Source organism: Janthinobacterium sp. NFX145 (assembly GCF_049810325.1).
Taxonomy (GTDB): Bacteria; Pseudomonadota; Gammaproteobacteria; order Burkholderiales; family Burkholderiaceae_D; genus Janthinobacterium; species Janthinobacterium rivuli.
On sequence record NZ_CP187360.1, the window covers coordinates 3,282,816 to 3,306,625 of the forward strand.

General features: G+C 61.5%; 15 protein-coding genes and 3 tRNA genes. 3 read left to right on the forward strand and 15 right to left on the reverse strand.

All coding sequences use genetic code 11. The features are described 5' to 3' along the window. Nucleotides 1-105: 105 nt before the first annotated feature. The 4 genes from ACPJXG_RS14730 to ACPJXG_RS14745 form a co-directional block, all read right to left on the reverse strand. Nucleotides 106-795: a hypothetical protein gene (locus tag ACPJXG_RS14730; protein ID WP_425251497.1), complete on the reverse strand. Its 690-nt coding sequence runs from the start codon at nt 793-795 to the stop codon at nt 106-108. 257 nt (nt 796-1,052) lie between these two features. Then, nucleotides 1,053-1,703, reverse strand: coding sequence for a TetR/AcrR family transcriptional regulator (locus ACPJXG_RS14735; protein WP_425251498.1), 651 nt, complete (start codon nt 1,701-1,703; stop codon nt 1,053-1,055). Nucleotides 1,704-1,714: 11 nt separating this feature from the next. Further along, on the reverse strand, nt 1,715-4,075 hold the full coding sequence (locus tag ACPJXG_RS14740) for a membrane-bound PQQ-dependent dehydrogenase, glucose/quinate/shikimate family (protein WP_425251499.1): 2,361 nt from the start codon (nt 4,073-4,075) through the stop codon (nt 1,715-1,717). A gap of 480 nt (nt 4,076-4,555) precedes the next feature. Further along, complete coding sequence (locus tag ACPJXG_RS14745; protein ID WP_092716513.1) at nt 4,556-5,602, reverse strand: NAD(P)-dependent alcohol dehydrogenase; 1,047 nt, start codon at nt 5,600-5,602, stop codon at nt 4,556-4,558. Between the two features lie 178 nt (nt 5,603-5,780). Here ACPJXG_RS14745 and ACPJXG_RS14750 point away from each other — a divergent pair, with 178 nt between their 5' ends. After that, nucleotides 5,781-6,719 (forward strand): AraC family transcriptional regulator N-terminal domain-containing protein, encoded by a 939-nt coding sequence (locus ACPJXG_RS14750; protein WP_425251500.1) that lies wholly within the window; start codon nt 5,781-5,783, stop codon nt 6,717-6,719. Here ACPJXG_RS14750 and ACPJXG_RS14755 read toward each other — a convergent pair. After that, nucleotides 6,701-10,285, reverse strand: a complete 3,585-nt coding sequence (locus ACPJXG_RS14755; RefSeq protein ID WP_425251501.1) for a hydantoinase B/oxoprolinase family protein — start codon at nt 10,283-10,285, stop codon at nt 6,701-6,703. The genes ACPJXG_RS14750 and ACPJXG_RS14755 overlap by 19 nt on opposite strands. 132 nt (nt 10,286-10,417) lie before the next feature. On the opposite strand from ACPJXG_RS14755, the gene ACPJXG_RS14760 reads away from it, so the two are divergent. Beyond that, nucleotides 10,418-11,962 (forward strand): NAD(P)H-hydrate dehydratase, encoded by a 1,545-nt coding sequence (locus ACPJXG_RS14760; RefSeq protein WP_425251502.1) that lies wholly within the window; start codon nt 10,418-10,420, stop codon nt 11,960-11,962. Between the two features lie 119 nt (nt 11,963-12,081). Here ACPJXG_RS14760 and ACPJXG_RS14765 read toward each other — a convergent pair whose 3' ends face one another. Beyond that, nucleotides 12,082-12,834 carry an ABC transporter ATP-binding protein gene (locus ACPJXG_RS14765; protein ID WP_051958473.1) on the reverse strand — a complete coding sequence of 251 codons (753 nt, stop codon included), beginning with the start codon at nt 12,832-12,834 and terminating at the stop codon, nt 12,082-12,084. On the opposite strand from ACPJXG_RS14765, the gene ACPJXG_RS14770 reads away from it, so the two are divergent. Further along, on the forward strand, nt 12,833-13,522 hold the full coding sequence (locus ACPJXG_RS14770) for an arylesterase (RefSeq protein WP_425251503.1): 690 nt from the start codon (nt 12,833-12,835) through the stop codon (nt 13,520-13,522). The genes ACPJXG_RS14765 and ACPJXG_RS14770 overlap by 2 nt on opposite strands. A 166-nt stretch (nt 13,523-13,688) precedes the next feature. Here ACPJXG_RS14770 and ACPJXG_RS14775 read toward each other — a convergent pair whose 3' ends face one another. From ACPJXG_RS14775 to ACPJXG_RS14815, 9 genes are all read right to left on the reverse strand, one after another. Then, a complete protein-coding gene (locus ACPJXG_RS14775; RefSeq protein ID WP_425251504.1) occupies nt 13,689-15,614 on the reverse strand; it encodes a SurA N-terminal domain-containing protein in 1,926 nt (641 codons plus the stop codon). 410 nt (nt 15,615-16,024) lie between these two features. Further along, nucleotides 16,025-16,101: transfer RNA gene (locus ACPJXG_RS14780), tRNA-Asp, on the reverse strand. Nucleotides 16,102-16,118: 17 nt separating this feature from the next. Next, nucleotides 16,119-16,195: transfer RNA gene (locus ACPJXG_RS14785), tRNA-Asp, on the reverse strand. A gap of 125 nt (nt 16,196-16,320) precedes the next feature. Continuing rightward, nucleotides 16,321-16,593: an HU family DNA-binding protein gene (locus tag ACPJXG_RS14790; RefSeq protein WP_010398442.1), complete on the reverse strand. Its 273-nt coding sequence runs from the start codon at nt 16,591-16,593 to the stop codon at nt 16,321-16,323. A gap of 204 nt (nt 16,594-16,797) precedes the next feature. Continuing rightward, nucleotides 16,798-19,209: an endopeptidase La gene (gene lon, locus ACPJXG_RS14795; RefSeq protein ID WP_034751007.1), complete on the reverse strand. Its 2,412-nt coding sequence runs from the start codon at nt 19,207-19,209 to the stop codon at nt 16,798-16,800. A 276-nt stretch (nt 19,210-19,485) separates the two neighbouring features. After that, on the reverse strand, nt 19,486-20,754 hold the full coding sequence (gene clpX / locus ACPJXG_RS14800) for an ATP-dependent Clp protease ATP-binding subunit ClpX (RefSeq protein ID WP_010398446.1): 1,269 nt from the start codon (nt 20,752-20,754) through the stop codon (nt 19,486-19,488). A gap of 200 nt (nt 20,755-20,954) precedes the next feature. Next, nucleotides 20,955-21,572, reverse strand: a complete 618-nt coding sequence (gene clpP, locus ACPJXG_RS14805) for an ATP-dependent Clp endopeptidase proteolytic subunit ClpP (protein WP_374106380.1) — start codon at nt 21,570-21,572, stop codon at nt 20,955-20,957. Between the two features lie 85 nt (nt 21,573-21,657). Continuing rightward, nucleotides 21,658-22,998, reverse strand: coding sequence for a trigger factor (tig, locus tag ACPJXG_RS14810; protein WP_176390426.1), 1,341 nt, complete (start codon nt 22,996-22,998; stop codon nt 21,658-21,660). Between the two features lie 725 nt (nt 22,999-23,723). After that, nucleotides 23,724-23,806, reverse strand: a tRNA-Leu gene (locus tag ACPJXG_RS14815). Between the last annotated feature and the right edge of the window lie 4 nt (nt 23,807-23,810).

A 23,810-nucleotide genomic window follows, 5' to 3' on the forward strand; every position in this document is an offset into this window, starting at 1 on the left:
TGGGAATGAAGCCATTCGTTAATATTCGCGATCTCGACACGAAACATCAACTGCATGTGATGTTGAAAATAAAACGTGACAATTACGACATTCTCGGTGACGAGATCAGGAAACGATGGTCATGGTTTGCACATTCATCTGCAATGTGGACCGCGCCTCGATATAGCCGCCCGGCTGCACCGTGACCGTGCCGAATATCAGGCTGGTGGGCGCGTTCGAATTGTCGACCAGCAATGGATTGGCAGCCGTGATTTCCAGGTCGGTCACCGCGTAGACGGCCATTTGCAGCGGAAAGTGCAGCGTGTTGATGTAGTCTTCATAGTCCGCGACGCGGCTTGAATCACCGAGCAGGTAGGCGTTCATGGCGTCGGAAACGGCTTGGAATTGCGGGCGCGAGAGGCTGTTGCGCAGCTTGACGGCCTTCCCGCCAAATGCGGCCAGGTCCGGCATCGCCATCTCGGCCAGCGGCCTGGGGTAGCTGACCTCGGCCGCACCGGTGGCGCCGAGAACATCGTCCACGCCCTCACCGCGGCCCAGGGCTTTCAGCTGTTTTATGCTGTCGACCTGGACGATATTATCGGGCGGGAAAGCGGAACTGGCCGCCGGATGGCCGCACAAGACGCCCTTGCCCATATTTTCGGTTGATAGTGTCGCCCGAACTGCGGTTGGATCGATGCCATGACGCCGGCATGTGGTCTTGAATTGCTCTTGTTGATTCCAGGACAAGTCATTAAACAGTATTGTCATCATCGCACCCTTCAAGAATGAATCGGGAAATGAACTGGGAAAAGCCATGCTGGAAGTGCGTGAAACTGTCGAATGGCCGTAAATCAAGCACATCGCTCATTTCCGTCATGCCAGTGAATAATATAATCATAAAAAAATGCTAAAAACACTCGCATTGTCACAATTACAAATTTATTTTTAAATCATCCAGACGCGGCCCCGGAGGCTAGTCTCCGGCCGCTAAGACAGGCGGAATCAGACCGGCAACGCGGGTCGGATGCCCTTGCAAATCCGTGGAAAAAAAGGGGGGTAATTTTCAGTGCAGCTTAACGCGGCGGCAGACGGCCACATCCCACCCGCGCCAGCACCAGCTCGATCAGCTCCGCGATCAAGGGCCGGAACGTGGCCGCATCGCCGCCCTGCCCCAGCATGACGGTGCGCGTGGTCAGGTGCGAAAAAACAGCGTCGAAGAGGATCTGCGGCAGGTTGGAAAACGAGGTGTCGGGCGCGATGCGGCCCTGGGTGCGCTGCTGTTCCAGCAGGCGCAGGATCAATGCATGCCACACTTGCGGGCCGTGTTCGTACCAGGTGAGGCCCACGGCCGGCACTGCGGCCGCGCCCGTGACGACGAGGCGGTAGAAATCCACGTGGCGGGGGCTGGTGACGACGGCCACCAGTTCATCGAGGATCAGCTGCAAGCCCTGCTCCAGGCCGACTTGCGAGGTATCGAGCTGGCGTAGCGCGATGATGAAATCGGCGCACAGGTATTCGACCACGGCCACCAGCAGGTCCTGCTTGCTGCCGAAATAGCGGTAGGCGGTGGCTTTCGAGCCGCCCGCCTCGGCCACGATGGCGTCCATGCTGACGCCGTCGTAGCCGGAGTCAAGAAAGAGCCTGGATGCCGCCACCAGCAGCTTGCGCCGCCGCTCCTCGCTTCGGGTACTCGGGGAAGCGGGAACGGTGCGCAACTGGGGCATGAAGCAAACTCTTACTGTGTCTTGGGAAGCGCGTATGCTATCACGTAATCCCCCCGGTCCGGACTCTGGCGGGCGCCGCCTGCGACCACCACGACGTACTGGCGGCCCGACTTGGGCGACACGTACGTCATCGGCGTGCCTTGCGAACCGACCGGCATGCGCGCCTTCCACACTTCACGGCCGGTGGCGATATCCATGGCGCGCAGATAGTAATCCTGCGTGCCCGCATAAAACACGAGGCCGGACGCCGTGCTCATGCCGCCGCCCAGGGTCGGCATGCCCAGCGGGATGGGCAGCCTGGCGCGCACGCCGTTGATGACGGCATCCTGCACCGTGCCGGCAGGACGCTCCCACACTTTTTTCTTCGTCTTGAGGTCGATGGCGGCAAACACGCCCCATGGCGGGCTTTGGCACGGTATGCCCAGCGGCGAATTGAAGGCCTTGTGGTCGATGACGAACGGCGTGCCATCCATCGGATAGGTGCTGCCCACGCCGTGGCCAGCCGTCAGCTTCGCCACGTCCACCGTTTCGCGCGGCACCAGCCTGACCACTTGCGGCATGCGGATATCGTTGACGAACATATAGCCATTGCTTTCATCGACGGCCGCGCCGCCCCAGTTGAAGCCGCCGTAATAGCCCGGATAGATCAAGGTCTCTTTCGTGCTCGGCGCCGTGAACTCGCCCTGGTAATTGAGCTTGCGGAAGCTGATGCGGCACGCCAGCTGGTCGAAGAAGGTGGCGCCCCACATGTCGCGCTCCGTCAGCGTGTCCGCACCGAGGGCCGGCATGCCGGTGGAGTATGGCTGCGTTTTGGATACCCAGTCGCCGGCCGCGTGCTCTTGCGGCACGGGTTTTTCCACCACGTCCGCAATCGGTTTGCCCGTGCGGCGGTCCAGCATGAAGATCTGGCCACGCTTGGTCAGCTGCACCAGCGCGGGAATTTTGCCGCCCTTGCCGTCCGGGACGTCGTACAGGGCTGGCTGCGCGGCCACGTCGTAATCCCAGATATCGTGGTGGACGGTCTGATACGTCCAGCGCTCGCGGCCCGTGGCCATGTCGAGGGCGACGATGGCCGACGCGTATTTTTCCGTCAGCGGCGGACGCTTGCCGCCCCAGAAGTCGGGCTGCTCGTTCCCCGTCGGCAGGTAGACCAGGCCCAATTCGTCGTCGAAGGCGGGCGCCGACCACATGTTCGGCGTGCTGCGCGTGTAGGTCTGCCCTTCCGGCGGCAGCTTGGTGATGGCTGGATTGCCCAGGTCCCAGGCCCACACCAGTTCCCCCGTGTCGGCGCTGTAGGCGCGCACGACGCCCGACGGTTCGTCGGTGGAGCGGCCATCGAAGACCCAGCCACCGAGGATGATCAGGTTGCGCGCCACCGTGGGCGCGGACGTGTAGGCGTAGTACGGCACGTTCATCTTGACCTTGCCCAGGCCGACGGTCAGGTCGACGGAACCCTTGTCGCCGAAGCCCTCGCACTGTTTGCCCGTCTGCGCGTCGATCTGAATCAGGCGCGCATCCATGGTCACTTGCACGATGCGTTTGGCGCACGCGCCCGCCACCGGCGCGCTGGCCGCGGCCATGCCGTCAAACTGAAATGGCTTTATCACTTTGGCCGGCTCGTAGTAAGCCACGCCGCGGCAGCGGTTCCACGTTTTGATGTTGGCCGGCTTCGGATCGAAGGTCCAGCGCTCCTTGCCCGTGTCCGCGTCAAGCGCGATGACCTTGCTCGTCGGCGTGCACGTGTAGATGGTGTCGCCGATCTGCAGCGGCGTGTTTTGCGATTCGGACGCGCCTTCGGCCAGCTCGCCCGAGCGGTAGGTCCACGCCACTTGCAGCTGGCCGGCATTCCGCTTGTCGATCTGCGTGTACGGCGCGAAGCGCGTGCCCTTCGGCCCATAGCCGTAATGCGCCCAGTTGGCACTGCCGCCATTCACCGCCGCGATCGCATCCTGCTGCGGCTGCACGGTGGCATCGAGCACGCCGTGCGGCTGGAACATGGCAGCGAAACCGGCCACCAGCACGACGGCGAACAAGGCCGCGAAGCCGCGCGACTGGCCAGTGTGCTTGCGCCCCGCCAGCCACGGATGCAGCAAGGCGGCCACCAGGCCGATAACGAGGAACGGCGCCAAACGCGGCACCATGGGCCAGAAGGCAAAGCCGATTTCCCACACGGCCCAGGCCAGGGTGGCGATGACCAGCACGGCGACAACGCCGCTGGCGATGGGTTTGCGGCGCAGATACAGCACGCCGGCGAGGAGCAGGCCGAGACCGGCCAGCAGGTAGTACCAGGAACCGCCGAGGGTAATGAGTTCGATGCCGCCCGCCGCCAGGGCCAGGCCGGAGAATCCGAGAAAAACGCCAAAAACCGTCAAGGCAAGCCGCTTGCCCCTGAAGACCGCCGGGATCACCGGCGCTCCTTTATTTACTGAAGTGTCCATTTTTTATCCATGACGCCTCCCCTGCCCGGGCAAACACGCCGGGGATGGCTGATTTTTTTAAATCCACGTAGTGAAACTGTACTGTACGGTTTCATTTTATGCCGATTTTTGACGCAAGGAAAGAAAAATTGACGCGGGAGCTTGATTTTTGGCGGGGATGGGGGCGTTCAGGGGGATTGTCGGATTACGCTCTACGAGCTAATCCGACCTACCGGACTGCTGGATATGCGTAGGTTGGATTAGCGCAAAGCGCGTAATCCAACAAACACAGGTCAACCAGATAGTAGCCGGTTTTGCTTTTAAAGCATACCGGTTGGAACGCCCGAAAAATGCCCAGGGCTAGGCGCCGCGTCGAAGACAGTACGAATAGTACGGCGAGACGCGGCAACAACGCCCTGGGCTTTTTCTCGAGCGTTACAGCGATGCCATGTCGATCACGAAGCGGTAGCGTACATCGCTTTTGACCACGCGCTCAAACGCTTCATTGATATCCTGAATGCGGATGATCTCGATGTCCGACACAATATTGTGCTTGCCACAGAAATCCAGCATTTCCTGGGTTTCCTTGATCGAGCCGATCATGGAGCCGGACAGGCTGCGGCGCGCGCCCACCAGGCCGAAGGCGTTCACGGGCGGCACGGCGCCGTCCGGGATGCCGACGATGACCATGTTGCCGTCGACTTTCAGCAGGTTGATGTACTGGTTCCAGTCGATGGACGCGCCCACGGTGCAGATGATCAGGTCGAACGTGCCGGCCAGTTTGCTGAACGTTTCCGCATCGTTGGTGGCGTAGTAATGGTCGGCTCCCAGGCGCAGGCCGTCTTCGCGCTTCGACAGGGTCTGGCTCAGTACCGTCACTTCGGCGCCCATGGCGTGGGCGATTTTCACGCCCATGTGGCCCAGGCCGCCCATGCCCAGGATGGCGACCTGCTTGCCAGGACCGGCCTTCCAGTGGTTCAGCGGCGAATACAGGGTGATGCCGGCGCACAGCAGCGGCGCGGCCGCGTCCAGCGGCAGGTTGTCGGGAATCGACAGCACATAGCCTTCCTTGACGACGATGCTGTCCGAGTAGCCGCCCTGCGTGGCCGTCTTGCCGTCCGCTTCCAGGCCGTTGTAGGTCTGGATCAGGCCTGGCATGTACTGTTCCAGGTCCACGTTGCGCGTCTTGCAGGTGGTGCAGGAATCGACGAAGCAGCCCACGCCCACGTGGTCGCCCACCTTGAACTTGCTGACGTTGGCGCCAACGGCCGTGACGACGCCGGCGATTTCATGGCCGGGCACCATCGGGAAGGCGGCGCCGCCCCATTCGTCGCGCGCCTGGTGGATGTCGGAGTGGCACACGCCACAGTATTTGATCGAGATGGCCACGTCGTCTTCGCGCGGGGCGCGGCGCTCGAACGTGAACGGTTGCAGTGCGGAAGTCGGGCCCAGTGCGGCGTAGCCTTTGGCGATGGTGGTCATGAAAACTCCTGTATCTAGATGTGTGTGACGAGGGGAACGCGTGCCATGCAGGCGATTGCACAAGTGTGCCCGAGAAGCCGGCCCGGCGTTACCGTGATCCTGCAAGACCTTTGCACGATCCTCCAAATCTGCGTAAGATCAGCCCCTGCCCTACTTCGCCTCATGCATACTGAACGCCATGTCCACGCCACTTACTCCACAAGATGAAATCGCCGCCCTGATCAGCCGCCACGCGCCGCGCACGGGCGACTACGCGACGGCCATCGGCAACCTCAGTTTCCACCGCCAGTCCTCGGTCACGGAATCGCTGTTCCACGCGGCGCGCCCCAGCGTGGCCATCATCGCGCAGGGCGCGAAAGACGTCACCCTGGGCAGCGAAACCTTCCATTACAGCCGCATGCAGTATCTGCTGACGTCCGTCGACTTGCCGGTGCAGGTGCGCGTGGTGGAAGCGAGCGAAGACAAGCCGCACCTGTGCGTGGTGCTTGGCATCGACATCGCCGACGTGGCCGCGCTGCTCGATAGCGAAAGCAGCAGTAACAGCGCGGCGCAGCAGAAAATCCTGCCCGCCACGCGCGGCATTTCCGTCAGCGACGTGTCGGCCGAGCTGCTCGACGCCATGCTGCGCCTCGTGCGCCTGCTCGACAAACCGGGCGAGATCGCCGCGCTGGCGCCATTGATCCGCCGCGAGCTGACGTACCGCCTGCTCAATGGCCCCGTCGGCGCGCGCCTGCGGCACATGGCGCTGGCCAGCAGCCAGTCGCACCAGGTGGGGCAAGCCATCGACTGGATCAAGCACAATTATTGCGAGCCGCTGCGCATCGAGCACCTGGCCGGCATGGCGAACATGAGCATGTCGTCGCTGCACCACCACTTCAAGGCGATTACCGCCATGACGCCGATGCAGTACCAGAAGCTGCTGCGATTGCAGGAAGCACGGCGCCTCATGCTGGTCGAGCAGATCGACGCGGGCACGGCCGGCTACCGGGTCGGCTACGCCAGCGAATCGCAGTTCAGCCGCGAATACAGCCGCCAGTTCGGACGCGCGCCCATGCGCGACGTGGGCCAGGTGCGCGCGCAGCTCAGCGGAGCCACAGCCTATTCCGGCTTGCCGTAAGCGCCGCCGCCCGGCGTCTCGATCACGAACACGTCGCCCGCCTGCATATCGGTCTTGCCGATATGCGCCAGGTGCTCCACCGTGCCGTCCGCCCGCTCCACGTAATTGCGTCCCAGCGCACCCGCCGCGCCGCCATCCATGCCGAAAGGCGGATGGATGCGGTTGTTCGACAGGATCGCCGCCGTCATGGGTTCCAGGAAGCGCACCCGGCGCACGCCGCCATTGCCGCCGTGCCAGCGCCCCGCCCCGCCCGACCCTGCGCGGATGCTGTAGCTGTCCAGCCGCACAGGAAAGCGCCACTCGAGGATTTCCGGGTCCGTCAGGCGCGAATTGGTCATGTTCGTCTGCACCACGTCCGTGCCGTCAAAACCGGGGCCGGCGCCCGAGCCGCCCGATATCGTCTCGTAATACTGGTACTTTTCGCTGCCGAACGTGAAATTGTTCATCGTCCCCTGCGAGGCGGCCATCGCCCCCAGCGCGCCATACAGGGCATTCGTGATGCAGGTCGAGGTTTCCACATTGCCCGACACGACGGAGGCCGGATACTGCGGATTGAGCATGGAGCCGGACGGGATGATCACGGTCAAAGGCTTCAGGCAGCCCGCGTTCAAGGGAATCTCGTCGTCGACGAGGGTGCGGAACACGTACAGCACGGCCGCCATGCAGACGGCGGACGGCGCATTGAAGTTGTTCGGCAGCTGGCTGGACGTGCCCGTGAAATCGATGACGGCGCTGCGCCGCGCCACATCGACCCTGATCGCCACTTTGATCTGCGCGCCGTTGTCCAGGTCCAGCGCATAGCTGCCATTCTTCAGGGTCGTGATGACCCTGCGCACGGCTTCCTCGGCATTGTCCTGCACGTGGCCCATGTAGGCCTGCACGACAGTCAAACCGAAATGCGCGACCATCTTGTGCAGTTCTTCGGCGCCCTTCTGGTTGGCCGCCACCTGGGCGCGCAGGTCAGCCACATTCTGCTGCGGATTGCGGGCCGGCCAGCTGGCGCCCGCCAGCAGGGCCAGGGTTGCGTCTTCGCGCAGCAAACCCGTGGCGCCGTCGACCAGCTTGAAGTTGTCGATCAACACGCCCTCTTCCTCGATGCGCGTGGAGTCGGGCGGCATGGAACCGGGTGTCGTGCCGCCGATGTCCGCATGGTGGCCGCGCGAGCCGACGTAGAACAGGATGGCGCCGCCCGCCTCATCGAACACCGGCGAGATCACCGTCACGTCGGGCAGATGCGTGCCGCCGTGATAAGGATCATTGAGCATGAAGACGTCGGCCGGCCGCATGGCGCCCGCATTGCGCGTCATGACGGTGCGGATGCTCTCGCCCATGGAACCGAGGTGCACGGGCATGTGCGGCGCGTTGGCGATCAAATGGCCTTGCGCGTCGAAGATGGCGCAGCTGAAATCGAGCCGCTCCTTGATGTTGACGGAATGGGCCGTATTTTGCAGGCGCAGGCCCATCTGCTCGGCGATCGACATGAACAGGTTGTTGAAAATTTCCAGCATCACGGGATCGGCCTGCGTCGCTGTTTGCAACCCCTTGGCGCGCCGCTCCGGCAAGGCGGCGACCCTGCGCAAGATCAAATGGCCGTGCGCCGTGACATCCGCGCGCCAACCTGGTTCGATCACGGTGGTGGCGTTGGCGTCGCTGACAATGGCCGGGCCATCGATGCTATCGCCGGGGCGCAGGCTGTCTGCCCCATACAGGCCGCTGTCGCGCCACGCGCCGGCGCAGTACATGTCCACCGTTTGCACGGGCGCCAGCACGCCTGCGCGCGGTGCATGGACCGGCGCGGCCACTTGCGGCGCATCGGACGCGCCGATGGCTTCCACGGAGATCGCCTCGACGATCAGCGCACGCGCCGGCATCAAAAAGGAAAAGCGTTTTTTGTAGGCCGCTTCGAACTGCGCCTGCATGCTGGCAGCCGTTTCGAACAGCACGACGAGGGCCGAATCCGTGCCTTCGTAGCGCAGGTGCACGCGCGACACCAGCGCGATGCGCTTCCCTTCCACGCCCTGGCGCAGCAAGTCGCCACGCGCCAGTTCGCCCAATTGCGCAAATTCCCCAGCCAGGTCCGCGCCCAGGGCCGCCTCGATGGCGCACTCGCGCATGGCGCTCTGGTCGGCCAGGCCCATGCCGTAGGCCGACATCACGCCCGCCAGGCTGTGGATGAACACCGTGCGCATGCCCAGCGCATCGGCCACCAGGCAGGCATGCTGGCCGCCTGCGCCGCCAAAGCTGGTGAGCGTGTATTCGGTGACGTCGTGGCCGCGCTGCACGGAAATCTGCTTGATGGCGTTGGCCATGTTCCCCACGGCGATGGCGATGTAACCTTGCGCCACCTCTTCCGGCGTGCTATCTACCGTACGGGCCAGCGCTTCGAACTGGGCGCGCACCGTGGCCGCGTCCAGCGCTTCATTCGCGTCGGGACCGAAGACGCGGGGGAAGAAGGCGGGCTGCAGCTTGCCCAGCATGACGTTGCAGTCGGTGACGGCCAGCGGGCCGCCGCGCCGGTAGCTGGCGGGGCCGGGATTGGCGCCCGCGCTGTCCGGCCCCACCTTGTAGCGGGCGCCATCGAAATGCAGGATGGAGCCGCCGCCCGCGGCCACCGTGTGGATGCTCATCATGGGCGCGCGCATGCGCACGCCGGCGATCTGCGTCTCGAACACGCGTTCGAACTCGCCCGCGTAATGCGACACGTCGGTGGAGGTGCCGCCCATGTCGAAGCCGATGACTTTATCGAAGCCGGCCAGCGCGCTGGCGCGCACCATGCCGACGATGCCGCCTGCGGGGCCGGACAAAATGCTGTCCTTGCCCTGGAAGGCCCGCGCATCCGTCAAGCCGCCGTTCGACTGCATGAATTGCAGGTGCACGCCGGGCAGCTCCATCACCAGCTGGTCGACGTAGCGGCGCAAAATCGGCGACAGATAGGCGTCGACCACGGTCGTGTCACCGCGCGCCACCAGTTTCATCATGGGGCTGACCTCGTGCGACACGGACACCTGCGTAAAACCGGCCTCGCGCGCCAGCTGCGCCACCCGTGCCTCGTGCGCGTGATGGCGGTAGCCGTGCATCAGCACGACCGCGATGGCGCGCACGCCGCGCGCATAGGCCTGTTCCAGCGCCGTGCGCGCGGCCGCCTCGTCGAGCGGCGTCACGACGTCGCCGTGGGCGCCCACGCGCTCATCGATCTCGATCACGTCGCCGTACAGCAGTTCCGGCAGGATGATCTGGCGGGCGAACAACTGCGGGCGGTTCTGGTAGGCGATCCGCAAGGCGTCGCGAAAACCGCGCGTGATGGCCAGCACGGTCGGCTCGCCCTTGCGTTCAAGCAGCGCATTGGTCGCCACCGTGGTGCCCATCTTGATGGCGCCCACCCGTTCGACGGGCAGCGGCGCGTCAGGCGCCAGGTCCATCAGCTGGCGCATGCCGGCCAGCGCCGCGTCGCGGTACTGGCCCGGGTTCTCCGACAGCAGTTTATGCGTGGCCAGGCTGCCGTCAGGACGGCGCGCCACGATGTCCGTAAAGGTGCCGCCCCGGTCGATCCAGAATTGCCAGTCCATCGCCTTGCCCCCGCACTTATGTGAGATGGCTATTGTAGCCGCCAAACAGGGGCGCGTTTCAGGCGTGCGCGCCTTGCCTTTCGCCCGCTTCGGCCTTATGTTGAAGGCATGCTGACTAATGGAACACGCTCCATGCCCCTGATCGACTCTTCCACACCGCTGTACTCCATCGCCGAACTGCGCGCCATCGAACAAGCGGCCATGCAAGACCTGCCGCAAGGGCTGCTGATGCAGCGCGCGGGCCAGGCTGCCGCCAGCGCCGCCCTGAAGCTGCTGCACGCCCAGGAAGATGGCGACGATGCGGGCCACCGCCGCGTCCTGGTGCTGGCCGGCCCTGGCGACAACGGCGGCGATGCGCTGGAAGCGGCCGCGCACCTGGCCGGCAGCGGCACCGAGGTGCTCGTCTGGCTGGCGCCCGAGGCGCAAGCCACGTCGCCCGAACGCGAACAGGCGCTGAGCCGCGCACGCAACAGCGCCGCGCGCCTGATGGAAGCGGCAACGTCCATGGCCTCGGCGGCAGTGGGCGCGGCGCCATGGCACCTCGTCATCGACGGCCTGTTCGGCATCGGCGCGTCGCGTCCCCTCGACGGCGAATGCCGAGACATGGCGCAGCTGGTCAACAATCTCGATTGCCCCGTGCTGGCCCTCGACGTGCCCAGCGGCCTGCACGCGGACACGGGAGCCATCGACGGCGTCGCCATCCGCGCCACGCATACGCTCACCTTCATCGGCGACAAACCGGGCCTGCACACGGCGCATGGCCGCGACCATGCGGGGGAAGTGGAAGTGGCCGCGCTGGCCATAGCTCCTTCCCTGCTGCCTGCGGCGAAGGCGCAGCTGGGCGGCCTGCACCTGTTCGCGCGCCAGCTGCAGCCGCGCCGGCAAAACACGCACAAGGGCAGCTACGGCAGCGTGGCCATCGTCGGCGGCGCGCAAGGCATGGCCGGCGCGCCCATCCTGGCGGCCCGCACGGCCCTGCATGCGGGCGCGGGAAGAGTCTACATCGCGTTTCCGGACGCTCCGCCCGCCTTCGACAGCGGCCAGCCGGAGCTGATGTGCCGGCACGCCAGGGACGTGGACTTCTCGGGCCTGCACTTCGCCGCGCTGGTGGCCGGCCCCGGTCTCGGCGACAAGGCCGGCACGGTGGAACTGCTGCAGCGTGCCATTGACAGCGACAGCCCGCTGCTGCTGGACGCGGATGCGCTGAACCTGATGGCGGCCGAGCCGGAGCTGCAATCGGCGCTGGCCGTGCGCACGGGCGCGGGAGCGACGATACTGACGCCGCACCCGCTGGAAGCGGCGCGCCTGCTCGACATGACGGTGGCCGAGGTGCAGGCCGACCGCCTGGGCGCGGCGCGCCAGCTGGCAACGCAGCTGGGCGCCATCGTGGTATTGAAAGGCTCGGGCACGGTGATCGCCGCGCCCGACGGCCAGGTCGTCGTCAACAACACGGGCGGCCCCGCGCTGGCGACGGCCGGCACGGGCGACGTCTTGTCCGGCCTGTGCGGCAGCCTGCTGGCGCAAGGCTGGTCCGAATGGGAAGCGGCAATTGGCGCCGTGTGGCTGCATGGCGCGGCGGCCGATGCGCTGGTGGCGGCAGGCAGCGGCCCCATTGGCTTGACGGCCGGGGAATTGATCCCGGCGATACGCAGGTTGATCAATGCCTTGTCGGCATAAGCTATGGCGCGGGTGTGTTGGATTACGCTGCGCTAATCCAAGCTACACCTCGGAGGGCGGGTAGGTCGGGTAGGTCGGATTAGCGCGCAAGCGCGTAATCCGACAAACTCGCGCAACAATCACACCAATCGACCAGCAGCAATCGTGATCGTCCGCCCGCAACGGGCCGCGATCGAGCTGTCATGCGTGACGAGCACCAGGGTCGATCCGCGTTCACGGTTCAACTCGAACATCAGCTGGATCACGGCCTCGCCGGTGGCCGCATCGAGGCTGCCCGTCGGTTCATCGGCGAACAGCAGCGGCGGCTCCGTGACGAACGCACGCGCCAGGGCCACGCGCTGCTGCTCGCCGCCGGACAGGTATTTCGGATAGTGTTTCAGGCGGCTGCCCAGGTTCACTCTGCCCAGCATGGCTTGCGCCTTTTCCTTTGCGTCCGGGTCGCCGCGCAATTCCAGCGGCAGCATGACGTTTTCCAGCGCCGTCAGGTGGGCCAGCAGCTGGAAGGACTGGAACACGAAACCGAGCTTTTCCTTGCGGAAACCGGCGCGGCCGTCTTCGTCGAGGGCGAAGATATCGGTGCCATCGAGGATGACCTTGCCCTCGCTGGGCGTGTCGAGTCCGGCCAGCAAGCCCAGCAAGGTGGACTTGCCGGAACCGGAAGCGCCGACGATGGCCAGCGTCTCCGCCGTTTGCACGGTAAAATCGACTTGATGCAGGATGGTCAGCTCACCATCGGCATCGGGTACGCGCTTGGCCAGCTGGACCACTTCGATGGCCGGCCGGGCCTTTTGGCTGTTGGGTGCGGCGGGCCGCTGGGCCGCTGCGTCTGATGGGAGAAAACTGGTGGAAGTCGCTTTAGGGAATTCGGGCATGCTGATCTATCTTAAAAAATTTCGTGAACAAATAAGTGTCGAGGGCAGCAGCCGCATGCGGCGGCGCACGCTGTCCCTGCTTCCTGCGGCAGCCCTGCTGCTGGTATCGAGCATGACGAACGCCTATTCTGCACCAAAAACGCTGCTGGTGCTCGGCGACAGTCTCTCGGCCGAGTATGGGCTGGCACGGGGCACGGGCTGGGTGGCGCTGCTGGAACAGCGGCTGCAAGCGCAAAAGAACGATACGCGCATCGTCAATGCCAGCATCAGCGGCGAGACGACCAGCGGCGGCCGCGCGCGCCTGCCTGCGCTGCTGGCCAAGCATCAGCCCGACGTCGTGCTGATCGAACTGGGCGCCAACGACGGCTTGCGCGGCTTGCCCGTGGCGGCCGCCGAAGCGAATCTGCGCGCCATGGGCGAAGCGGCCAAAAAATCGGGCGCGCAGGTGGTGCTGGTGGGCATGCGCATGCCGCCCAACTATGGCCGCGCCTATGGCGAGCAGTTTTATGGCGTGTACGGCAAGCTGGCCAAGGAATGGAAGGCGCCACTCGTGCCCTTCATGTTCGAAGGCATCGCCGACCAGCCGCAGCTGTTCCAGGCCGACCGCATGCACCCGAATGCGCAGGCGCATCCGACGATTTTAAAGAATATCTGGCCGCGGCTGGCGCCGTTGCTGGACGCGAAGTAAGCCGGTTGTTGACGTTAGCTCTAGCCCGAGGCAAAAATCCGGGGTCAGACTCGGCGGGTCTGACCCCAGCTTTACGCTGGTGGTCATGGTAAATTCATTGACACGCACATTCCACAGACAAAAAAATAGCCGCTCGAAAGCGGCTATTTTTATGGGCTAAAACTGATTACGGCGCTTCCGGCGCTGCGGCAACCGGCGCGGTCACCGGCTTGACGATCTTCACCTTGGCCTTGGCTTTCAGGTATTCGACGTAATCGAACATTTCCTGTTGTGCCAGGATGCCGCTGATCTGGTCTTTCTCTTGCTGGCGGCGCGCTGCGTCCACTTGCGTCGGCTGCTGCACCTTGGCAATGCGGTAGATGCCGTAGCCCAGGGCTGGCAGATCCACGCCCACGTAGGCTGGCAACTTGCTCGTGTCCGCTTTCATGACTTGCGCGATGGCGGCACGGTTGATGCCATCCAGCTTGCTGCGCGATACCCATTGCGCCGCGCCGAAACCGGTCGCGTCGCCCGAAGCCTTCAAGGCGGCCAGCTTGGTCTCGCCCGCTTTCTTGGCCAGCTTTTCCGCTTCTTCCAGGGTCACGCGCTGACGGATCATCGCTTCGACTTCGGCCAGCGGACGCTTGCTGGCAGGCTTGAATTCCACCACGCGACCGGCGATCAGCACGTTAGGAGCGACGGTCACGGCTTCCGTGTTGCGCTTGTCTTTGAGCGAATCGTTCGAGAAGATGGCGGTCAGGAACTTGGCGTTGTTGAACGGCGCCTTGCCCAGTGCTGGCGACGGCGTGCGCGACAGGTTGGCGACGCTTTCCACTTTCAGTTTCAGCTTGTCGGCCACCGGCTTCAGGCTGTCCGATTGCTCGTAGACCGTGTTGGTGAACGTTTCCGCCATTTCCGAGTATTTCTTGGCGGCGAATTGCTTGCGCAAGTCCGCCGTGATTTCGCCGCGTACTTCATCGAGCGCACGCACGTGCTGTGGCTTGAGCGAGGTCACGGTCAGGATGTGGAAGCCGAAATCGGAAGCGACGACGTCGCTGATCTCGCCTTGCTTGAGTTTCGAAACCGCGCTCAGCAGCGGTGCCGGCAAACCATCCTTGCCAATCACGCCCAGGTCGCCGCCCTGTTCCGCGGACGCCGGATCTTCCGACTTGGCTTTCGCCACGGCGGCAAAGCTGGCTGGCGTCTTGCGCACTTCCGCCAGGATGGCTTCGGCCTTGGCCTTGGCGGCTGCCTTGTCGGCGGCCGATGCGTCTTTCTTGACGGCGACGAGGATATGGCTGGCCTGACGCGCTTCTTCCGTCGTGTAGGCTTTCTGGTTCTTCGCGTAGTAGCCCGTCACGTCGGCGTCGGTGACGTCGACTTGCTCGCCGGCGGCGCTGTCGTCAAGCACAACGTACTCGATCTTGGCTTGTTCCGGGATCTCGAAGAACTTGCTGTTCTTGTCATAGAAAGCCTTGATCATGGCGTCCGTCACTTTGACTTCCGGCACGTACTGGGCAATCGGCAGCAGCAGTTCCTGCACTTCACGCTCTTCCGAGGTGATGTCGGACAGGCGCTTGGAGACGGTGCTCGGCGCGAAGGCCGTGCCTTGCACGGCGCCGGCCAGTTGCTGCAGGGCCATGTCGCTGCGGCGGCGCGCATCGTACATCTGCGGCGTCATGCCTTGGGCGGCCAGCATGGCCTTGTAGCGTTCCAGGTCGAATTTACCGTCCGGCAAGGTCAAGCCTGGGATTTCCAGCACTTCCTTTTGCAGCACGGCATCGCTGATGACCAGGTGGCTACGGCCCACTTCGGCGGCCACGGCGCGCTCGGCGATCAGGTTGTCGAGGATGCTCTGGCGCGCTTCCGGCGTGTCAAACATTTTCTGGTCGAACTGCTCGCCCATCATCTGGCGGTAGCGGTCGATCTGCTGGCGTTGCGCTTCTTCATATTGCTGCTGCGTAACGACCTGGTCGCCGACCTTGGCGATGGTGTTCGCGCCATCGCCGAAGCTTTGGTAGCCGCTGATACCGACCAGTGCAAAAGACGGGACGATGACCAGCATCAGGAGAAACTGCATCAAGCGTCGATGGGTACGAATAAATTCAAACATGGTCAGCCAATTCGGGATGAGTGGATCACTATAAAAAAAGGCGAACATGCGTTCGCCTTGATTTCTTCGGCGGAATGGACGGGACAGATGTCCACTTCCCCTTTAGATTCAACAACTTGGCGCTGGAACTAAAGCAGGATTCTGACGCCCAAGCCATTATCTCCTGATTCTACAATGCCCATAGCGCTATAGCAAGAGTAAATCAGGGCGCGCGCCCTGCCCTGGCGCCGCCTGGACGGCAAGGCGCCGGACTCGGGCATTTAACCGGACGCAGCTTAAAGCGGATTTAAATGCGGGTGTTTTTATTCAAAACGGCAGGACGGGATTTTAAAAGCAGGCGCGCCGAGATAATCTGGCGCTGAAAAAGAAAAACCCGCGCTACTTATTCAGCAGCGCGGGCTTCTATATTCTGGCGGAGCGGACGGGACTCGAACCCGCGACCCCCGACGTGACAGGCCGGTATTCTAACCAACTGAACTACCACTCCTTAAGAGCGTATTTTTTTGGCGGAGCGGACGGGACTCGAACCCGCGACCTCCGACGTGACAGGCCGGCATTCTAACCAACTGAACTACCACTCCGAAAAATACACAGTACTACTTGCATTTGTATCCAGGGTTGTTATTCGAAGAACTTCAACCCTGAAATCGCGGCACCCGTAGGCGCCGCCAAATGTTTCCGGTGATTGTCACCTCACCGAAGTCCGTTAGTTTACAGCATCCTTCAAAGCTTTACCAGCTTTAAATTTTGGAACTTTTGCAGCTTCGATCGTGATCGCTTCTTTCGTACGCGGATTGCGGCCGGTACGCTCAGCGCGTTCGCTGACCGAGAAAGTGCCAAAACCAACCAGCGTCACGCTGTCGTTGTTTTTCAAAGTTTCCGTCACGCCGCCGATAACAGCGTCGAGTGCGCGCGCAGCGGCGGCTTTGGAAATGTCAGCTTTTTCAGCAATGTGGTCGATCAATTCAGTCTTGTTCACTAGCATCCCCAATTACAAAGGTATAAAACGTTTACCGTATCGTTGCGGCACTTTTGGCACCACAGCTGTCCGGCGAAAAAAATGTGCAGGCGTATTAAACAAGCCACACTGTATATGTGTCAAGCGCTTTGGGGGCGCAATTCACGTTTCAATATAAAACAAGCGCTCTAAAAGCGCTTGTTTGGGGAAAACAGGGGTAAAACGTTAGTGTTTTACTACCTCGCCGGCCGCGTCAGGCTTGGCCGCGGCGGCCGTGACAGCCTCCACCGCAGCGACATCCGCCAACGCTTCAGGCATGCGTTCGAGGGCGATTTCCAGCACTTTGTCGATCCAGCGCACCGGTACGATCTCCAGTTTGTTCTTGACGTTGTCCGGAATGTCGGCCAGGTCTTTCACATTCTGCTCTGGAATTAGGACCGTCTTGATGCCGCCGCGATGGGCCGCCAGCAGCTTTTCTTTCAGGCCGCCGATCGGCAATACTTCGCCGCGCAAGGTGATCTCGCCCGTCATCGCCACGTCGGCACGCACGGGAATGCCCGTGAAGACCGACACCATCGCCACCGTCATGGCCGCGCCAGCCGAAGGACCGTCCTTCGGCGTCGCGCCTTCCGGCACGTGGATGTGGATGTCGCTCTTCTCGAACACGTCCGCCTTGATGCCCAGGCGCTGTGCCCGGCTGCGCACCACCGTGCGGGCCGCCTCGATCGACTCTTTCATGACGTCGCCCAGGGTACCCGTGCGGATGATGCCGCCCTTGCCCGGCATCGACACGGCTTCGATGGTCAGCAGATCGCCGCCCACTTCCGTCCATGCCAGACCGACCACCTGGCCCACCTGGTTTTCTTTCTCTGCGACACCGAAATCATAGCGGCGCACACCGAGGAATTTATCCAGGTTCTTCGAGTTGACGATGACTTTTTTGTCGGATTTCTTCAGCAGCAGCATCTTGACCACCTTGCGGCAGATCTTCGATACTTCACGCTCGAGCGAACGCACACCGGCTTCCCGCGTGTAGTAGCGGATGATGTCGCGCAGCGCCGACTCGGCCACCGAAATTTCCTCTTCCTTCAAGCCATTGTTCTTGATCTGCTTCGGCAGCAGGTAACGCTGCGCGATGCTGGTCTTTTCATCTTCCGTGTAACCGGACAGACGGATCACTTCCATGCGGTCAAGCAAGGCTGGCGGAATGTTGTACGAGTTCGACGTGGCCACGAACATCACGTCGGAGAGGTCGAAATCGACTTCGATGTAATGGTCGGAGAACGTGTGATTCTGTTCCGGGTCTAACACTTCCAGCAGGGCCGACGAAGGATCGCCACGGAAATCGGCGCCCATCTTGTCGACTTCATCGAGCAGGAACAGAGGATTGCGCACGCCGACTTTCGACAGCGATTGCAATATCTTGCCCGGCATCGAGCCGATGTAGGTGCGGCGGTGGCCGCGGATCTCGGCCTCGTCGCGCACGCCGCCCAGGGCCATGCGCACGAACTTGCGGTTCGTCGCGCGGGCGATGGACTGGCCCAGCGAGGTTTTACCGACGCCAGGAGGACCGACGAAGCACAGGATAGGGGCTTTGAGCTTGTCGACGCGCTGTTGCACCGCGAGGTATTCCAGGATGCGTTCCTTGACCTTGTCGAGGCCGTAGTGGTCGCCCTCGAGCACTTTTTCCGCATTCGACAGGTCGTTATTGACCTTCGATTTCTTTTTCCAAGGCAAATTGACCAGGGTGTCGATGTAGTTGCGCACGACGGTGGCTTCGGCCGACATCGGCGACATCAGTTTCAGCTTTTTCAGCTCGTTGGTAGCCTTGTCGAGCGCTTCCTTCGGCATCTTGGCCGAAGCGACTTTTTTCTCCAGCTCGTCGAGGTCGGCGCCATCTTCGCCCTCGCCCAGTTCTTTCTGGATCGCCTTGACTTGCTCGTTCAGGTAGTACTCGCGCTGCGACTTTTCCATCTGGCGCTTCACGCGGCCGCGGATGCGCTTTTCCACCTGCAGAATGTCGAGTTCGCCTTCGAGCTGGCCCAGCAGGTGCTCGAGGCGCTTGGCCACGCTGAAAATTTCCAGGATGACTTGTTTTTGCTCCAGCTTCAGCGGCAGATGCGCGGCCACCGTGTCGGCCAGGCGGCCGGCATCGTCGATGCCCGACAGCGAAGCGAGGATTTCCGGTGGAATCTTTTTGTTCAGTTTGACGTACTGGTCGAACTGCTGCACGATCGCGCGGCGCATGGCTTCGACTTCCGACTCGTCGCCCGGCTCGGACTCGAGCGGCGTCAGGTCGGCGATGAAGTGCGTCGGCGCATCGCTGATGTGGTTGATACGGGCACGCTGCGCGCCTTCGACCAGCACCTTGACGGTGCCATCGGGCAGCTTCAGCATTTGCAGAATATTGGCAACGCAGCCAATTTCATAGATATCCGAAGGAGACGGCTCGTCCTTCGCGGCTGCTTTTTGAGCGGCAAGCATGATGCTCTTGCCCTGCTCCATCGCAGCTTCCAGCGCCTTGATCGACTTTGGACGGCCAACGAACAGCGGTATCACCATATGCGGGAAAACGACGACATCCCGCAGCGGCAATAACGGCAGTTGAGTTTGCTCAGTTAATTTGGAAGTTGTCATGGCGTACCTTATAGAAAGCGTGTTTACGATGTTGGCGCTCGCTGCCAAAACACAAGACCGGCGAGAATAAATAATTCTGTGAAACAAACATTTTTCTGTTTATTTCGCAAAACACACCCGCATGACGTTAATAAATGCAGTTTTCACAGTAAAAAAGCCACGCGCAGCTAAGCGCCGCGAGTGGCTTTCCGATTGAAGCCTGCACTCATTGATTTAAATTGTACTGCCATGCATTAAGGAATCAAAATCCTTTTTATGCATTTGTCTCAGCAGTAATCAATTTTCTCCGGAGGCCTTGGCAGTCTCTTGATAAATCAACAAAGGTTTGGCGCCGCTGGTGATGGTATTTTCGTCGATGACGACCTTCACCACGTTTTGTTCGCTCGGCAGTTCGTACATGACGTCCAGCAAAGCATGTTCCAGAATGGAACGCAAGCCACGGGCGCCGGTCTTGCGCGCCAGCGCTTTCTTGGCGATCGCATGCAGGGCGGCCGGACGAATCTCCAGTTCCGCGCCTTCCATCTCGAGCAGCTTCGAATACTGCTTGATCAGCGCATTTTTCGGCTCGACGAGGATCTGGATCAGCGCCTCTTCCGTCAATTCCGCCAGGGTGGCGATGACGGGCAGACGGCCGACCAGTTCCGGGATCAGGCCGAACTTGACCAGATCTTCCGGTTCCGCTTGCAGCATCAGTTCGCTGGCCGAGCTTTGCGACTTGCTGCGCACCGTGGCCGAGAAGCCGATGCCGCTCTTTTCGGAACGGTTGGCGATCACTTTGGACAGGCCGTCAAAGGCGCCGCCGCAGATGAACATGATGTTGGTCGTGTCGATCTGCACGAAATCCTGGTTCGGATGCTTGCGGCCGCCTTGTGGCGGCACGGAAGCCATCGTGCCTTCGATCAATTTCAACAAGGCTTGCTGCACGCCCTCGCCCGACACGTCGCGCGTGATGGACGGATTGTCGGACTTGCGCGAAATCTTGTCGATCTCATCGATGTAGACGATGCCGCGCTGGGCTTTCTCGACGTCGTAGTTGCAGCTTTGCAGCAGCTTCTGGATGATGTTTTCCACGTCTTCACCCACGTAACCGGCTTCGGTCAGGGTGGTGGCGTCGGCGATCACGAACGGCACGTTGAGCATGCGCGCCAGGGTCTGTGCCAGCAGGGTCTTGCCCGAGCCGGTAGGACCGACCAGCAAGATGTTGCTCTTGGCCAGTTCGATGTCGTCTTTCTTGCCCAGGTGCTTGAGACGCTTGTAATGGTTGTACACCGCCACCGACAGGATGCGCTTGGCAGTCTGCTGGCCGATCACGTACTGATCGAGCAAGGCGGCAATTTCTTGCGGCGTCGGGAGGTCGGATTTGGTACCGGTCACCGTCTCGATGCTCGACGTTTCATCACGGATGATGTCGTTGCACAGGTCGATGCACTCGTCGCAAATGAACACGGACGGGCCGGCGATGAGTTTCTTCACCTCGTGCTGGCTTTTGCCGCAGAACGAGCAATACAGTAATTTTTCGCCGCTAGAGGATTTTTTGTCTGACATAAGGCATTTTGGTTGGAACTGCATTAACAATATTGCAAAATCGCAAGCCGGATGATGATTGCCGCCCGTAAAGGCGGCTAGCCATGGCGCAAGTCAACAACGCGCACAAGCTCCATGCTACCCGAAATAAAAGCGAAACGCCCGAACGTTTGATCGCCCGGGCGTTTACTTACGTACTTAGCAATACCGGTAGGGGCTCATCAAGCGCGGCTGGTCAACACTTTGTCGATCAAACCATACTCAACGGCCTCGTCGGCGGACATGAAACGGTCGCGGTCGGTGTCCTTGGCGATCTGTTCGATCGACTGGCCCGTGCGCTCGGCCATGATGCCGTTCAAGCGGGTGCGCAGGTAAAGGATTTCCTTCGCCTGGATCTCGATATCGGACGCCATGCCTTGCGAACCACCGGACGGCTGGTGAATCATGATGCGCGAGTTCGGCAGCGAGAAACGCTTGCCCTTGGCGCCAGCGGCCAGCAGGAAAGCACCCATCGAAGCAGCCATGCCCGTGCACAGGGTCGAGACGTCCGGCTTGATGAACTGCATGGTGTCGTAGATGGCCATGCCGGCCGAGACCGAACCACCTGGCGAGTTGATGTAGAGCGAGATTTCCTTTTCGGGATTTTCGCTTTCCAGGAACAGCAGCTGGGCGACAACCAGGTTGGCCATCTGGTCATTGACCGGGCCGACCATGAAAATCAAACGTTCCTTCAGCAGGCGCGAGTAAATATCATACGAGCGCTCGCCGCGACCGCTTTGTTCCACCACCATCGGCACCAGGCCGAGCATCTGTGTGTCCAGCGCCGGATTACGGTTCATACCTGTCATTTCATTTCCTTGTGAAGCAGTTAGGGGAAGCCGCCCTCACCTTTCGGCAGGAGCAGGCATCCCAATACCAACTGGTTTACGCTTGTGCGTTGCTTCCCATCAGTTCGTCAAAAGCAACTGCTTTCGACGTGACTTTCGACAGGCCCAACACGTAGGTGACGACGTTTTCTTCCAATACAAGGGCTTCGATCTCACCCAGACGACGACGGTCGCTGTAGTAGTACTTCAGCACTTCGCGTGGGTCTTCGTAGCTTTGGGCGAAATCTTCGATCTGCGCCTTGACTTGCTCAGGCGTAGCCTGCAGCTTGTTGTCGCCCACCAGTTGCGACAGGATCAGGCCCAGGCGTACGCGACGCTCGGCTTTTTCCGCGAACAGTTCTGCTGGGAAAGGCACGTCCTTGACGTTCATGCCGCGCTGCGCCATGTCCTGGCGGGTCATTTCGGCCAGGCGCTCGGAATCCTGAGCGATCAGCGTTTTTGGCACTTCCAGCTCAGCAACTTTGATCAGCGCGTCCATGACGGCTTCCTTGTTGCGCGCTTTCACGCGGCCAGCGACTTCGCGTTGCAGATTGACTTTGATGTCTTCGCGCATTTTGGCCAGGTCGCCATCGGCAACGCCCAGGGACTTGGCGAATTCGGCATCGACTTCCGGCAGGTGCGCCCATTCCAGCTTTTGCAGGGTGATGGTAAACGATGCGGTTTTGCCGGCAACGTCCTTGCCATGGTAGTCCTCAGGGAACGACAATGGGAACGTCTTCGACTCGCCCACTTTCAGGCCCAGGGTTGCTGCTTCGAATTCTGGCAGCATGCGGCCTTCGCCCAGCACGAAAGCGTAGCCTTCAGCTTTGCCGCCTGGGAATTCAACGCCGTCGATCGAGCCGACGAAGTCAACGGTCACGCGGTCGCCATTGGCAGCGATAGCCTCACCGCCGTCGCCGTGTTCGCCAGCTTCGCCCTTGGTGTGGAAGTGCACGCGCTGCTTGCGCAGGATGTCGATGGTCTTGTCGATTTCGGCTTCCGATACGTCGGCTTGCACGGTTTCGATTTCAACGGCCGTCAGGTCGCCGATGGCAACTTCCGGATACACTTCGAACGTTGCGTCGAAAGCCAGCTGGCCTTCGGCTGCTTCTTCTTTCGGCACGATGTTCGGGAAACCGGCCACGCGCAGATTGTTTTCGTTGGCGGCGTCGTTGAACGCGCGGCCGACTTTGTCATTCAGCACTTCGGATTCAATTTGGTAGCCGTATTGTGCTGCGACCATTTTCAACGGCACTTTGCCCGGACGGAAGCCCGGTGCCTTAGCCGTACGGGCTTGCACTTTCAGGCGCTTCTCAACTTCCGTGCGGACGTCCGTCAGCGGGAAGGAGATCGTGATACGACGTTCGAGTTTGCCCAAGGTTTCGACTGCAGTTGCCATGTAAAAAATCGTCCAAAAAATAAACACTGTTGGTGCGAGAAAAGAAGACCCGACCCCTTGCGCCATCACTGGCGGCAAGACATGGGTCCAGCTTCACTCGCTCGCATATTCATCTGTAAAAGTACTAAAAACAGGACGATGGACCTGGTCTACCCGGCTGAGGGAAAAACCCGCACCAGGCACCAAACAATCCGCCGCTTCCAGTACTGCGACAGGGCTCCGAGCGTCCAGCCTTGCTTCTAAGTAAATGCAGGGCCGGCCATCATTCGGTAAAGCGTGGCATTATAACAAAGGACTTCGGGAAAGTGGCTGGCTTTGCAGCCCGGCCACAGAGGATACCAGCGGCGGCGAACGAGTCGCCACAGCCTGGGGGTGCCCTGCCTTTACTCTTGCCCCGGCATTCTTTGTTTCGCCAGAGACAGGCTTTCCAGCCTGCTTCGTTCATTAGTATATGCGAACTGGCGCCCCGTCCGAAACAAAGAAATGCGCTCACGACGAAGATTTCGGGCAAAAAACCTTTGATTTACCTCAATTTGGCCATTTTTCAGGCAAATCTCCGCCTGAGCCCCGCCCCGCGGCCCGGTCGCTGACGAAAAATGGCGCAAACAAAGACATCCCGAATGACGGAAATACAGGCTAGACAACAGGAAAACGGGAAAGACGCCTGCAAGGAGGCTGAAGAACAACTTGATGGTGCTGCACCTCCGGGCTGGAACAACCCGGATTGGTGCGGATGGGGAGACTCGAACTCCCAAGCCGAAGCACTGGCTTCTAAGACCAGCGTGTCTACCAATTCCACCACATCCGCATTT

What these genes read in the sequence shown, in the direction of transcription:
- ACPJXG_RS14730 (WP_425251497.1), bottom strand. Translation starts at nt 795, where the DNA reads ATGGCTTTTCCCAGTTCATTTCCCGATTCATTCTTGAAGGGTGCGATG.
- ACPJXG_RS14735 (WP_425251498.1), bottom strand. Translation starts at nt 1,703, where the DNA reads ATGCCCCAGTTGCGCACCGTTCCCGCTTCCCCGAGTACCCGAAGCGAG.
- ACPJXG_RS14745 (WP_092716513.1), bottom strand. Translation starts at nt 5,602, where the DNA reads ATGACCACCATCGCCAAAGGCTACGCCGCACTGGGCCCGACTTCCGCA.
- ACPJXG_RS14750 (WP_425251500.1), top strand. Translation starts at nt 5,781, where the DNA reads ATGTCCACGCCACTTACTCCACAAGATGAAATCGCCGCCCTGATCAGC.
- ACPJXG_RS14755 (WP_425251501.1), bottom strand. Translation starts at nt 10,285, where the DNA reads ATGGACTGGCAATTCTGGATCGACCGGGGCGGCACCTTTACGGACATC.
- ACPJXG_RS14760 (WP_425251502.1), top strand. Translation starts at nt 10,418, where the DNA reads ATGCCCCTGATCGACTCTTCCACACCGCTGTACTCCATCGCCGAACTG.
- ACPJXG_RS14770 (WP_425251503.1), top strand. Translation starts at nt 12,833, where the DNA reads ATGCTGATCTATCTTAAAAAATTTCGTGAACAAATAAGTGTCGAGGGC.
- ACPJXG_RS14765 (WP_051958473.1), bottom strand. Translation starts at nt 12,834, where the DNA reads ATGCCCGAATTCCCTAAAGCGACTTCCACCAGTTTTCTCCCATCAGAC.
- ACPJXG_RS14775 (WP_425251504.1), bottom strand. Translation starts at nt 15,614, where the DNA reads ATGTTTGAATTTATTCGTACCCATCGACGCTTGATGCAGTTTCTCCTG.
- lon (WP_034751007.1), bottom strand. Translation starts at nt 19,209, where the DNA reads ATGACAACTTCCAAATTAACTGAGCAAACTCAACTGCCGTTATTGCCG.
- clpX (WP_010398446.1), bottom strand. Translation starts at nt 20,754, where the DNA reads ATGTCAGACAAAAAATCCTCTAGCGGCGAAAAATTACTGTATTGCTCG.
- clpP (WP_374106380.1), bottom strand. Translation starts at nt 21,572, where the DNA reads ATGAACCGTAATCCGGCGCTGGACACACAGATGCTCGGCCTGGTGCCG.
- tig (WP_176390426.1), bottom strand. Translation starts at nt 22,998, where the DNA reads ATGGCAACTGCAGTCGAAACCTTGGGCAAACTCGAACGTCGTATCACG.